This window comes from Kitasatospora sp. NPDC056181, assembly GCF_042266225.1.
Classification (GTDB): domain Bacteria; phylum Actinomycetota; class Actinomycetes; order Streptomycetales; family Streptomycetaceae; genus Kitasatospora.
In genome coordinates this window covers 1-12,494 of the sequence record NZ_JBHJUK010000200.1, presented here as the reverse complement: position 1 = coordinate 12,494, position 12,494 = coordinate 1, and the positions used below count along the sequence as shown (strand labels likewise).

12 protein-coding genes are annotated in these 12,494 nt (G+C 75.9%); 9 read left to right on the top strand and 3 right to left on the bottom strand.

Going from position 1 to position 12,494, the window contains the following annotated elements:
* Positions 1 to 171: 171 nt before the first annotated feature.
* Positions 172 to 1,542: a DUF1015 family protein gene (locus ACFC1F_RS39680; protein WP_376166139.1), complete on the bottom strand. Its 1,371-nt coding sequence runs from the start codon at positions 1,540 to 1,542 to the stop codon at positions 172 to 174.
* Positions 1,543 to 1,636: 94 nt separating this feature from the next.
* Here ACFC1F_RS39680 and ACFC1F_RS39675 point away from each other — a divergent pair, with 94 nt between their 5' ends.
* Both ACFC1F_RS39675 and ACFC1F_RS39670 read left to right on the top strand, forming a co-directional pair.
* Positions 1,637 to 2,308, top strand: a complete 672-nt coding sequence (locus tag ACFC1F_RS39675) for a tetratricopeptide repeat protein (protein WP_376166136.1) — start codon at positions 1,637 to 1,639, stop codon at positions 2,306 to 2,308.
* 12 nt (positions 2,309 to 2,320) lie between these two features.
* On the top strand, positions 2,321 to 3,364 hold the full coding sequence (locus ACFC1F_RS39670; protein ID WP_376166133.1) for an HAD-IIA family hydrolase: 1,044 nt from the start codon (positions 2,321 to 2,323) through the stop codon (positions 3,362 to 3,364).
* A 139-nt stretch (positions 3,365 to 3,503) separates the two neighbouring features.
* Here ACFC1F_RS39670 and ACFC1F_RS39665 read toward each other — a convergent pair whose 3' ends face one another.
* On the bottom strand, positions 3,504 to 3,851 hold the full coding sequence (locus ACFC1F_RS39665) for an SCP2 sterol-binding domain-containing protein (RefSeq protein WP_209415253.1): 348 nt from the start codon (positions 3,849 to 3,851) through the stop codon (positions 3,504 to 3,506).
* 158 nt (positions 3,852 to 4,009) lie between these two features.
* Here ACFC1F_RS39665 and ACFC1F_RS39660 point away from each other — a divergent pair, with 158 nt between their 5' ends.
* The 4 genes from ACFC1F_RS39660 to ACFC1F_RS39645 all read left to right on the top strand — a co-directional run bounded on the left by ACFC1F_RS39660 (position 4,010) and on the right by ACFC1F_RS39645 (position 7,038).
* Positions 4,010 to 4,936, top strand: a complete 927-nt coding sequence (locus ACFC1F_RS39660) for a hypothetical protein (protein WP_376166130.1) — start codon at positions 4,010 to 4,012, stop codon at positions 4,934 to 4,936.
* Positions 4,929 to 5,168: a hypothetical protein gene (locus tag ACFC1F_RS39655; protein ID WP_376166127.1), complete on the top strand. Its 240-nt coding sequence runs from the start codon at positions 4,929 to 4,931 to the stop codon at positions 5,166 to 5,168. The genes ACFC1F_RS39660 and ACFC1F_RS39655 overlap by 8 nt, the downstream gene beginning before the upstream one ends.
* A gap of 68 nt (positions 5,169 to 5,236) precedes the next feature.
* Positions 5,237 to 6,043, top strand: coding sequence for a TlyA family RNA methyltransferase (locus tag ACFC1F_RS39650; RefSeq protein WP_376166145.1), 807 nt, complete (start codon positions 5,237 to 5,239; stop codon positions 6,041 to 6,043).
* Between the two features lie 92 nt (positions 6,044 to 6,135).
* Positions 6,136 to 7,038, top strand: a complete 903-nt coding sequence (locus ACFC1F_RS39645) for an NAD kinase (protein WP_148642369.1) — start codon at positions 6,136 to 6,138, stop codon at positions 7,036 to 7,038.
* Between the two features lie 33 nt (positions 7,039 to 7,071).
* Here the strand turns inward: ACFC1F_RS39645 and ACFC1F_RS39640 are convergent, their stop codons facing one another.
* Entirely contained in the window at positions 7,072 to 8,586 is a 1,515-nt protein-coding gene (locus ACFC1F_RS39640; RefSeq protein WP_376166142.1) for a PLP-dependent aminotransferase family protein, read from the bottom strand.
* A 136-nt stretch (positions 8,587 to 8,722) separates the two neighbouring features.
* Between ACFC1F_RS39640 and ACFC1F_RS39635 the strand changes: the two genes are divergently transcribed.
* The 3 genes from ACFC1F_RS39635 to ACFC1F_RS39625 all read left to right on the top strand — a co-directional run.
* The gene (locus tag ACFC1F_RS39635) at positions 8,723 to 9,487 is read left to right on the top strand and encodes a YitT family protein (RefSeq protein WP_376166124.1); all 765 of its coding nucleotides are present in this window, start codon (positions 8,723 to 8,725) and stop codon (positions 9,485 to 9,487) included.
* Between the two features lie 75 nt (positions 9,488 to 9,562).
* Positions 9,563 to 11,296 (top strand): DNA repair protein RecN, encoded by a 1,734-nt coding sequence (recN, locus tag ACFC1F_RS39630; RefSeq protein WP_209415354.1) that lies wholly within the window; start codon positions 9,563 to 9,565, stop codon positions 11,294 to 11,296.
* A gap of 166 nt (positions 11,297 to 11,462) precedes the next feature.
* A partial coding sequence (locus ACFC1F_RS39625; protein WP_376166121.1) for a glycosyltransferase family 4 protein occupies positions 11,463 to 12,494 on the top strand: 1,032 nt, incomplete at its 3' end.

Here is a 12,494-nt window from a genome sequence, read left to right as displayed (position 1 = left end):
CCGGCGCCTCTGGGTTTTTATTTAGATCTGTACTGGTTCAGGCGAGCCCCCCCCGGGGCTTTGCGGGGGGGGTCTGGGCCTCACTGCTGTCCGGAGCTTGCCGCAGGGCTCGGTCGGCCCCGGCCGGACCGACCAGCCGGACCGACCGGCCGGGTCGGCCCCCGGCCGGGATCAGCCCAGTTCGAGGCTGCGCAGCACCAGCCCGGTGGCCGGCTTCGGGCCGAAGGAGGTCGACTTGCGGGGCATCGTGACGCCCTGCTCGGCGAGCCGGCGGACCACGCTCTCGCGCACCGGGTGGAGCAGGACCGCGGTGCCCCCGCTCCGGGCGGCCTCGCGCTCCGCGGCCACGGCGGTGTGCAGGTAACCGATGTCGTCCGGGCCGTCGGGGACGCGCCAGGTGTGGTCGAGCAGGGTGGCGTGCAGGACGGTCGCGTCCAGGTGGCGCCACTCCTGCGGCCGGTCCTGCGGCACGGTGGCGTCGAGCAGCTCCTCGTCGGGTTCGCCGACCAGCCAGTACACGCCGTCACCGCCGGTCAGCAGGAAGCTGCTGCCGCCGTGCCGCTTCTGCTCGGCGAGGGACTGCAGCGCGGTGTCCAGCGGGCCGGGCACCTCCTTGACCTGCCAGCGGTCGCCCAGCTTCTCCAGCGCGTCGGCGACCGGCAGCCGGTACAGCACCCGGTGGATCGCCCGTACCTTCAGCGGGTAGCGGGCGGTGTCGACCAGCAGTACCAGGCCGCGGTCCCACGGGCTGCGCGGGAGGTGGCGGTGCTCGCGCTGGAGCCGCAGGTACATCTCCCAGCGGTGGTGGCCGTCGGCGATCAGTGCCCGGCAGGTGGCCAGGTCGCGGCTGATCTCGGCGATCTCGGCGGGGTCGGTGACGGCCCAGAGCCGGTGGTGGGTGCCGTCGGTGGTGGTCGTGGTGAGCAGCGGCTCGTCCTGGACGGCGCGTTCGATCACGCCGGCCGCGCCGCCGTTGCCCCGGTAGGTCAGGAGCAGCGGTTCGAGGTTGGCGCGGGTGGTCCGCATCAGACCGACCCGGTCGGCGACCGGCCGGGGCATCACGTCCTCGTGGGGGAGGACGACGCCGGCCTCGCTGCCGCTGACGGCCAGGGCGCCGATCAGTCCGCGCTGGAGCAGCTCCGGGGAGTCGCCGGTGGCGGGCACGCGCTGCTCGTAGACGTACAGCGCGGGCTCGGGGTCGGCGGCCAGGACGCCCTCCCGTTGCCAGTCGCGCAGCAGCCGGGCCGCGTGCCGGTAACGGGTGTCGCGGTCGGGTCGGTCTCCGGTGTCGTCCGGTTCGGGGCGCGGCAGGATCAGCCGGACCACGTTGTGCGGGTCGGCGGTCTCCAGGTCGAGCCGGCGGCCGGGATCGACGACGTCGTACGGCGGCGAGGTGACCGCAGCCAGTGCGCCGACCCGGTCGGGGACGTATCTGAGGCCACGGAACGGGGAGAGGGACAGACCTGCGGTGGCGACGTGACCGGGATCGCCGGGGCCGCCCTGCGGAGACTCCGCTCCGCTTTCTGCACTGGGGGTGCTCATTCTGGGCATCGTAACCGGGTACGCGTTGTTCAGAGATCGGAACACCCGTGCTGGTCGGTGGGACGGGTGTCGTGACCGGAGGGCGAGGTACGGCGTGAGCGAGCGCAGCGGCGGGCAGGAGCGGGTCGACGGCGGTACCGGGGGCCCGGACGGTCCGGACGGATTCGCGGGCGGCGAGGGCCCCGGCGGCGGTCCCGCCGGGGGCGGGGTCCCGGCGCAGGGGCGGGCGGGGGAGCCCGTGGGTGACGTGTACGAGTGGTTCCGCCGGGGCGGCAAGCTGCTGGCGCAGGGGCACCCGGCGGCGGCCGAGCAGCTGCTCGCGAGGGCGGCCGCGGCGGAGCCGCACTCGCGCAGCATCCGGGAGACGCTGGCGAGAGCGCAGTTCGACGCGGGTTCGTACGCGGCGGCGCTGGAGAACTTCCGGGCCGTCGCCCTGGCCGATCCGTCGGACGACTACGCTCAGTTCGGGTGGGGCGTCGCGGCGGCGCGGCTGGGCGACTTCGAGACGTCGGCCGAGCACCTGGCACTGGCCGTGGCGATGCGGCCGGAGACCGACCACTACCGGGCCGCGCTCCGGCAGACCCGGGCCACCCTGGCGGCGCGCGCCGGGGCGTTCGGACCGCTGCTGCCGGGGGCGCCGGGGTACCTGGAGCCTCCGGAGGCCACGCCCGGCACGGGCGGTGCGGACGGCCGGGACGCCCGGGACGACCGGGACGACCGGGACCGCACGGATGACACGGATGACGGGGATCGACGCAGTGAATGAGGTAGAGCAGGCATGACCGAGACGGCCACCACCGCGCGACGGACCGCCCCAGGCGGGAGCGGGCTCCCGCTGACCGAGGCGTACGACACGGCGCTGCTGGACCTCGACGGTGTCGTGTACGCCGGGCCCGACGCGATCGAGCACGCGGTGGACTCGCTGGCGTCCGCCCGGACGACCGGGATGCGGCTGGCGTACGTGACCAACAACGCCTCCCGCCCGCCCCGCGTGGTGGCCGCGCACCTGACCGACCTCGGTGTGCCGGCCGAGCCCGCCGATGTGATCAACTCCGCGCAGGCGGCGGCCCGGGTCGTCTCCGAGAAGGTCCCGGCCGGGGCGAAGGTCCTGGTGGTGGGAGGCCTCGGCCTGGAGGAGGCGTTGGCCGAACGCGGTCTGGTGGCCGTCCGCACGCTGGCCGAGGAGCCGCTCGCGGTGGTCCAGGGCTTCGACCCCTCGGTGGGCTGGCAGCAGCTGGCGGAGGCCTCGTTCGCGATCCAGAGCGGGCTGCCGTGGGTGGCGTCCAACCTGGACCTGACGGTGCCGCAGGCGCGCGGCATCGCGCCGGGCAACGGCACGCTGGTCGCGGCGGTGCGGGCGGCGACGGGTGTGGAGCCGGAGGTCGCGGGCAAGCCGCTGCCGCCGATGCACCGTGAGACGGTGCTGCGCACGGGTGCGCGGCGGGCGCTGGTGGTCGGGGACCGGCTGGACACCGACATCGAGGGCGCGTTCAACGGCGGGGTGGACAGCCTGCTGGTCTTCACCGGGGTGACGACGGCGGCGCAGCTGCTGGCGGCGCCGGTGGAGCACCGGCCGACGTACGTGTCGGCGGACCTGCGCGGGCTGCTCGTGCCGCACCCGGAGGTGGCCGGACAGCCGGGTGGCGGCTTCGCCTGCGGCGGCTGGCTCGCGGTGGCGCAGGACGGCGAGCTGCGGTTCGAGGCCACCGGTGAGAACCGTTGGGACGGGCTGCGGGCGCTCTGCGCGGCGGCGTGGACGGCACTGGACGCCGACGGCGTGCCGGTGGACGGCCGGAAGGCGCTGGCCGAGCTGGCCTTCTGAGTCCCTGGGAGGGCCATCCGGCCTTCTGACCCAGGAGGAAGTTCCGGTCCCCGGGGGAGTGCCGGTCCTCGCGGGAGGCGAAGCCGGCCGGACGGGTCCCGGGAATCGGGAGGGGTCCGGCCGGGTGCCGGGTGTCGGGTCAGAGCAGGGTGCGCAGCCGCAGCAGGTCGCGGAAGCCCGCCTCCAGCCTGACCCGGCCACCGGCCCAGGCGGAGGCGAAGTTGAGCCGACCGCCGACCATGTCGACCAGGTCGTCGCTGCTCATCGTGAGCCGGATCTCGGCCTTCTGGGCGGGGGCGCCGGGAGCCTGGGTGACGTCCTGGATGCGGCCGTCGCGGAGACGGCCGGTGAAGGTCACGTCGAGATCGGTGATCCGGCAGGTGAGCGAGCGGTCGAGGGCGGCGGCCTTGCGGACGTTCCCGGTGGAGTTCGCCATGTTCCGGCTGAGCTGCTCCAGTGCCGTGCGGCACTCCTCGGCGTTGGCCATGGCGGTTGGTCCACTCCCTGTGCGGCGGAGACTGTGGTGGTGCGGGGCCACGGTACCGCAGGAGGGTTTTGGCGGTAGCGTCGTCTGTGGGGTGCCCGGAACGGTCCGGGCACCGACGGCGACGGAGCGATGCGCGCAGGCGCTAAGGAGGCACCCGGATGCTGCCGAAGACGGTGCGGGGAGCGGTTGAGGTCGCCGCCGGGCTGGTGGAGGAGGTCGGCAAGCGGGTCGTCGGGACGGCGGCCGGGCTGCTGGAGAAGAGCGGGGTCGACGTCGCGGAGGTGGAGCGCCGGCTGGGCGGGCAGTTCCCGCCGTCCGCCCAGTCGCTGCAGACGCTGGCCGAGGAGGCCGTGACCGCCGGGCGGGCCGGGGTGGACCTCGCCGTCGGGGTGGCGCGCGGCGAGGTCGAGAAGGCCTTCGAGCGGGTCGGCGACCAGGTGACCAAGGTCGGCGTGGTGCTCGCGTACCTGGAGAGCAAGCTGCGCGAGGTCGAGGAGGACGGTGACGGGCCGGCGGCGGGGCCGCAGGCCGGGGCCGGGGAGCCCGGGCCGGCGCCGCGGGCCGACGGGCTGTTCGGGCAGGGCTGGGAGCGCGAGGACGAGCCGGTGGCGTCCGCGCCGGTGGTGGCCGAGCGGGTCGAGGTCGACGCGCCGGTGGAGGTCGATCCGCCGGTGCCGCCGACCCGGGCGGAGCGGGTGCGGGAAGCGGCGGCGGAGGAGCGGCCGCAGAAGGCCCCGGCGAAGGGGACGGCCACCGCCAAGCCCGCGGCCGGGAGGACGACCGGCAAGAAGACCGCCGACGGGAAGTCGGTGGCCGGGGCGGCGGCCACCAACGGCGCCGTCACCAAGAAGGCTGTCAGCAAGAAGACGACTGCCAAGAAGGCGGCTACCAAGACGACGACCACCGGGACAGCGACTGCCAAGAAGGCGACCGCCAAGAAGGCGACCGCCGGAAGTACGGCCACCAGGAAGACGAGCACCAGGAAGGCCACAGCGCCGGAGGCGTCGGCCGGGCGGTCGGCCACGAAGAAGACCACCGCCCGGAAGACCGGCGGCGCGAAGAAGCCGGAACAGCCCGGTGCCTGACCTCGACCCGGCCCCGGGGGCCTACGACCCGGCCCCCGCGGCCCTCGGCCCGGCCGACGGCGAACCGCTCCCACTGGGCGTCGGGCTCGCCCCGACCGGCCACCCCGCCGTCGACGCCGGGCTGGCCCGGCTGGAGGCGTTGGACGGGGTGCCGACCGAGGCGCACGTCGCGGTGTACGAAGATGTTCACCAGCGGCTCACCGACACGCTGGCCGCGCTCGACCGGGAATGACCCGCGGGGAACGCCCCCGCCGGGAAACCACCCGCAGAACCACCTGTAGGAGCTGAACACCAGTGGCAGTGGCACGACGCCGTCTCGACGCGGAGCTGGTCCGCCGCAAGCTGGCCCGGTCGCGGGAGCACGCGTCCGAGCTGATCGCGGCCGGCCGGGTGACCGTCGGCGGCACCACCGCGACCAAGCCGGCCACCCAGGTGGAGACCTCGGCGGCGGTCGTGGTGGCCAAGGACGAGAACGACCCCGACTACGTCTCGCGCGGCGGCCACAAGCTGGCCGGCGCCTTCGCCGCGTTCGTGCCGCAGGGCCTGGTGGTCGAGGGCCGCCGGGCGCTGGACGCGGGCGCGTCCACCGGCGGCTTCACCGACGTGCTGCTGCGCGCCGGGGCGGCCCACGTGCTGGCGGTGGACGTCGGCTACGGCCAGCTGGCCTGGTCGCTGCAGAGCGACGACCGGGTGACCGTGATGGACCGCACCAACGTGCGCGAGCTGACCCTGGACGTGATCGGCGGGACGCCGGTCGACCTGGTGGTCGGCGACCTCTCGTTCATCTCGCTCGGCCTGGTGCTGCCCGCGCTGGCCGGCTGCGCCGCCGAGGACGCGGACCTGATGCTGATGGTCAAGCCGCAGTTCGAGATCGGCAAGGAGCGGCTCGGCAGCGGCGGCGTGGTGCGGAGCCCGCAGCTGCGCGCGGAGATGGTGCGCCAGGTCGCGGGGCAGGCGTGGGAGCTCGGGCTGGGTGTGCGGGCGGTCACCGCGAGCCCGCTGCCGGGCCCGTCGGGGAACGTCGAGTACTTCCTCTGGCTGCGCAGGGACGCCCCGCAGTTGGACCCGGCGGAGGCGGACCGGGCCGTCGCGGAGGGCCCCCGATAGGGTGCTCTGCGGACGTCCGGTCCATCATGCTGGGTGACGCGGCCGAACCGGGCCGAGGGTGACCCGGCAGGCGTAGGGAGAGGGCAGCGGGCATGAGTGATGAACGTACGGTCTTCCTGATCGCGCACACCGGCCGCGAGGCGGCGCTGCGCAGTGTCGAGGGGCTGGTGCACGGCCTGCTGAAGGCGGGGATCAGAATCCGGCTGCTGGCGGCCGAGGCGGTGGACCTGGATCTGCCGGACGGCGTCGAGCGCGTGGCCGGGGGGCCGGGTGCGGCGGACGGCTGCGAGCTGATCCTCGTCGCGGGCGGGGACGGGACGCTGCTGCGCGGTGCGGAGCTGGCACGCGAGCACGGGCTGCCGATGCTCGGCATCAACCTGGGCCGGGTCGGCTTCCTCGCGGAGGCGGAGCGGGACGATCTCGCGGTGGTGGTCGAGCGGGTGGTCGACGCCGACTACGAGGTCGAGGAGCGGATGACCCTCGACGTGATCGTCCGGACCAACGGCGATGTGGTGCACCACGACTGGGCGTTGAACGAGGCGTCGATCGAGAAGGCGTCCCGGGAGCGGATGCTGGAGGTGGTGACCGAGGTGGACGGCCGCCCGGTCTCCAACTTCGGCTGCGACGGGGTGGTCTGCGCGACGCCGACCGGTTCGACGGCGTACGCGTTCTCCGGTGGCGGGCCGGTGGTCTGGCCGGAGGTGGAGGCGCTGCTGATGGTGCCGATCAGCGCCCATGCGCTGTTCGCCCGGCCGCTGGTGACCTCGCCGGACTCGGTGCTGGCGGTGGAGGTGCAGCCGAAGACCCCGCACGGGGTGCTCTGGTGTGACGGCCGCCGTTCGGTCGAACTTCCCGCCGGGGCGCGGGTGGAGGTCCGCCGGGGGCAGACGCCGGTGCGGCTGGCGCGGCTGCACCGGGCGCCGTTCACCGACCGCCTGGTGGCCAAGTTCGCGCTGCCGGTGACGGGTTGGCGCGGGCGGGCGGAGACGCACTGAACTTCGCTCCAGCCGCGGTGAACTGACCGCCAGTCAGACCGCGAGCGGCTGGCTGTCGTCGGCGGCGTCGCTCCACCGGCCGCCGGCGACAGCCCGGTCGGCGAGCTCGGCGAGACGCTCGACGGCGGCGGGAACGGCCGGGACGGGCAGGGTGAGCGGGATCCGGATGTGGTGCTCGAACGCGCCGTCCGACCCGAAGCGGTTTCCGGCCGCGATCCGCACGCCGGCGTGCTCACCGGCCAGGGCCAGCGCCGCGCCGGAGACGTCGCCGGTGGAGACCCAGAGCGCGAGCCCGCCGGGAGGCATGGCGTAGTGCCAGTCCGGCAGGCGGGTGCGCAGCGCGTCGGCGAAGGCGTCGGCGGTGGCCCGCAGCCGGTCCAGCTGGTGGGCGCGGACGGCCGCCAACGGCTCGCCCAGCAGCTCGGCGGCGATCAGCTGGTCCAGGACCGGGGCGCCGACGTCGCTGTAGACCCGCTCGGAGGCCAGCCGCCGGACCAGGGCGGGTGCGGCCCGGACCCAGCCGATCCGCAGGCCGCCCCAGAGCAGCTTGCCGGCCGAGCCGACCGTGACCACCTGGGCGGAGCGGTCCAGCGCGGCCGTCGGGCGGGGCAGTGGCGCGCCGTCCGGGAGGCCCCAGCCGAGTTCGGCGGTGGTCTCGTCGACCAGGACGACGGTGCCGGCGGCGCGGGCGGCGGCCAGCAGTTCGCGCCGCTGCTCCTCGGTGACCAGGGCGCCGGTCGGGTTGTGGAAGTCCGGGATCACGTAGGCGGCCCTGGGCGCGGCGCCGTGCAGCACCCGGCGCCACTCGGGGAGGTCCCACTCCGGCTGCCGGTCCGGGCCGCCCGGCCGGGCGTACGGGACGGGGACGAGGCGGGCGTCGCCCCGGCGCAGCGCCTGGAGGGTGTGCGCGTAGCTGGGCGCCTCGACGGCGACCCGGTCGCCGCGGCCGATCAGCGCCCGCTGGACGAGGTGCAGGCCGCCCATCGCGCCGATGGTGATCAGGATCTGGTCGGGGGTGGTCGGCAGTCCGCGCTCGGTGTAGCGGCGGGCCACCGCCTCGCGCAGCACCGGGACGCCGGTGGGGAAGTGGCCGTGCCCGGCGGCGTACGCGGGCAGCTGCTCGACGGCCCGGGCGGCGGCCGCGCCGAGGAAGGGCTGCGGGGCGGGCAGGGCGGCGACGCCGAGGTCCAGGGTGCGGCCCTGCTCGTCCGGCGGCACCGGGTGCAGGGCGTCGCCGGGCGGTGGCGCGCCCTCGGGCAGGGCGGTCCAGCTGCCGGAGCCGCGCCGGCTGTGCAGGTAGCCCTCGGTGCGCAGGGCCTCGTACGCGGTGGCCACGGTGGTGCGGCTGAGCCGCAGGGCGAGGGCCAGCTCGCGTTCGGCGGGCAGGCGGGCGCCGACCGGCAGCCGGCCTTCGGAGACGAGCAGCCGGATCCGGCCGGCCAGGGTCCGGTAGGCGGGCCGGCGGGTGCCGGCCGGCTCGGGCAGCCGGGCGGTGGAGAGCAGCCGGGCGAGTGCGGCGGCGGTGACGGTGGTGTGCCAGTCGGCCATGACAGTCAAGTCCACTTGCTTGGAATTGGCCCTGGAGCGGGCTTCATTGGCCTGGCCATCATGACAGGGCGGCCGTCGAGTCCGCCACCACCGGGCGCGGAACCCCGGGGTGCAGCACCACCCGCAGGAGACCCCGATGGCCACCACGACCACGCCGACGCCCCCCACAGCCCCCGCCGCCCCGCAGAGCCCGGCCCCCGCCGCCCCGCAGAGCCCGGCCCCCGCCGTCCCGCAGGGCCCGGCCCCCGCCGCCCCGCAGAGCCCGGCCCTCGCCACCCGCCTGCTCGGCGACACCCACGCGCTGGGCCGCCGGCTCCCGCAGCTCGCCGTCGGGCTCTGGCTGTACGGGGCGAGCATGGCGCTGATGCTGAGCTCCGGGCTCGGCCTCGACCCGTGGGACGTCTTCCACCAGGGCCTCCAGCGCACCGCGGGCCTCTCGGTGGGTGCCTGGGTCACCATCTGCGGTGCCCTCGTCCTGCTGTTCTGGATCCCGCTGCGCCAGCGCCCCGGCCTCGGCACCGTCGCCAACGTGCTGGTGATCGGCGCGGCGATGGACCTCACCCTGCGGGTGGCCGGCGCGCCCGGCCCGCTGCCGGCCCGGATCGCGCTGATGGCCGGCGCGATCGTGCTGAACGGCCTGGCCACCGGCCTCTACATCGGCGCCCGCTTCGGATCCGGCCCGCGCGACGGCCTGATGACCGGCCTGCACCGGCGCACCGGCCGCTCGCTGCGGCTGATCCGGACCGGTATCGAACTGACCGTCCTGGCCGCCGGACTCCTGCTCGGCGGCACCGCCGGGATCGGGACCGTCGCGTACGCGCTGGCCATCGGCCCGCTGGCGCAGTTCTTCCTGCCGTGGTGCACCGTGCCCACCGCGGCGCAAACCTCCCGGAAGGGATGAACTTGCGGGCGGAGAGTTGTCGCTCGTCGCGCGCCGGGGGTGGAACCTCGTAAGGTCGTCACCGTGTTGGACGAGATGCGGATACGGGATCTTGGGGTCATCGACGACGCGGTGGTCGAACTGGCTCCCGGCTTCACCGCCGTGACCGGTGAGACCGGCGCCGGCAAGACGATGGTGGTGACCAGCCTCGGGCTGCTGCTCGGCGGCCGCGCCGACCCGGGCCTGGTGCGGAACGGGACCGGGCGCGCGGTCGTCGAGGGCCGCCTCGAACTGCCCGCCGGCTCCCCGGTGGCGGCCCGCGCCGTCGAGGCCGGCGCCGAACTGGACGACGGCGCGCTGCTGATCAGCCGGACCGTCTCCGCCGAGGGCCGCTCCCGGGCGTTCGTCGGCGGCCGGGCCGTGCCGGTCGGGCTCCTCGCCGAACTCGGCGAGGACCTGATCGCCGTCCACGGCCAGACCGACCAGCAGCGGCTGCTCCGCCCGGCCCGCCAGCGCGGCGCGCTGGACCGGTACGCGGGCGAGGCGGTGGCCGAGCCGCTGGCCCGGTACCGCGAGGTCTACCGCCGGCTGCGCGACGTCTCCGCCACCCTGGAGGAGCTGACCACCCGGGCCCGCGAGCGCGCCCAGGAGGCCGACCTGCTCCGCTTCGGCCTGGACGAGGTCGCCGCGGCCGAGCCGGTGGCCGGCGAGGACGCCGAGCTGGGCGCCGAGGCCGAGCGGCTCGGCCACGCCGACGCGCTCTCCTCCGCCGCCACCCTCGCCCACGCCGCACTGGCCGGCGACCCGGCCGACCCGGAGGCGCTGGACGCGGGCACCCTGCTCGCGCAGTCCCGCCGCGCCCTGGAGGCCGTCCGCCACCACGACGAGCGCCTCGCCGCCCTCGCCGACCGGCTGAACGAGGTCGGCTACCTGCTGGCCGACGTCGCCGGCGACCTGGCGGGCTACGCCGACGACCTGGACGCCGACCCCGTCCGGCTGGCCGCCGTGGAGGACCGCCGGGCCGTGCTGGCCCAGCTGCTGCGCAAGTACGGCGGCCCGGAGAACTCCCTGGCCGAGGTGCTGGCCTGGGCCGAGGCCGGCTCCGCCCGGCTCGTCGAGCTCGACGGCGACGACGAGCGGATCGACGAGCTGGGCGCCCAGGAGACCGTGCTGCGCGCCGAGTTGGCCGATCTGGCGGCCGAGGTCTCGGCCGCCCGCCAGGCCGCCGCAGGTCGCTTCGCCGAGGCCGTCTCCGCGGAGCTGGCGGAACTCGCGATGCCCCACGCCCGGGTGACCTTCTCGATCAGCCAGGTCGACGACCTGTCCGGGATCGAGGTCGAGGGCCGCACCGTCGCCTACGGCCAGCACGGCGTGGACGAGGTCGAGGTGCTGCTCGCCCCGCACCCCGGCGCCCAGCCCCGCCCGATCGCCAAGGGCGCCTCCGGGGGTGAGCTGTCCCGCGTGATGCTCGCCGTCGAGGTGGTCTTCGCCGGCGCCGACCCCGTCCCCACCTACCTGTTCGACGAGGTGGACGCCGGCGTCGGCGGCAAGGCCGCGGTCGAGATCGGCCGCCGCCTCGCCAAACTGGCCGAGTCGGCCCAGGTCGTGGTGGTCACCCACCTCCCCCAGGTGGCGGCCTTCGCCGACCGGCACCTGGTGGTGGAGAAGACCAACGACGGCACCGTGACCCGCAGCGGCGTCAAGGTGCTGAACGACGAGGAGCGGGTCCGCGAGCTCTCCCGGATGCTGGCGGGCCTGGAGGACTCCGAGCTCGGCCGGGCCCACGCGGAGGAGCTGCTGGCCGCCGCCAGAGCCCCCCGCCACCGGTAGCCGGCCCCGGCGGCCCCCGCGGACCCACGGCGACGCGCCCCGGCGGCGCCGACTGTCCAAGAGGGCCGCCGACCTGGCATGGTGGCGGCTGGACACTGGCTTTCCAGTCCCGAGCGCCGCTGGCGGGAGATCCTCGCACCGCGGCGCGTGAACCTGATCGAGTCGGATGCGAGACGACGTGGACCATTCCGCCGCCCGGGCTGCCGCGGCCGCCCCAGAACCGGGTCAGCTGCACGTGGTGCTCGTCCTGGCCGCCAGTACCGGCGGCATCGGTGCGCACGTGCGCTCCCTGGCCCAGGGCCTGGTCGCGCACGGGGTGACCGTGACGGTCTGCGCGCCCGCCGGTACGGACGCCCTGTTCGGCTTCTCCCGCACCGGCGCCAGATTCCACCTGGTCGACATCACCCCCACCGCGGGCGCCCGCAGCGACGCCGCCGCGATCGGCGAGCTGCGCCGCGCCTTCACCGGCGCCGACGTGGTGCACGCCCACGGCCTGCGCGCCGGGCTCCTCTCCGACCTCGCGCTGCGCACCGCCGGCCGCTTCCCGGGCCTGCGCCCGGAGACCCCGCTCGTGGTCACCTCACACCACGCGCTGCTGGCCACCGGCATGGAGCGGCGGCTCCAGCGGCTGATGGAGCGCCGGGTGGCGCGCGCCGCCGACCTGGTGCTGGGCGCCTCCTCCGACCTGGTGGCCCGGGCCCGCGAGCTGGGCGCCACCGATGCCCGGCTCGGGCCGGTCGCCGCCCCGCCGATGCCGGAGGGCCGGCTGGAGCGGGCCGAGGCCCGCGCCGCGCTGCTCGGCGACGGCCCGGACCGCCCGCTGGTGCTGGCGGTCGGCCGACTCGTCCCGCAGAAGGCGTTCGGGCTGCTGCTGGACGCCGCCCGCGAACTGGCCGCCCTGGACCCGGAGCCGCTGCTGCTGCTCGCCGGGGACGGCCCCGAGGCCGCCGGGCTGCGTGAGCGGGTGGCCGCCGAGAAACTGCCCGTCCGCCTGCTCGGCTACCGCACCGACGTACCGGACCTGCTGGCCGCCGCCGACGTGGTGGTGGTCCCCAGCCGCTGGGAGGCCCGCTCGCTGGTGGTCCAGGAGGCGATGCGGGCCGGCGTGCCGGTGGTCGCCACCGCCGTCGGGGGCGGCCCCCCAATGGTCGGGGGGGCCCCCCGGGGGGGGGCCGGCCGCGCACCGGCCCCCCACCGC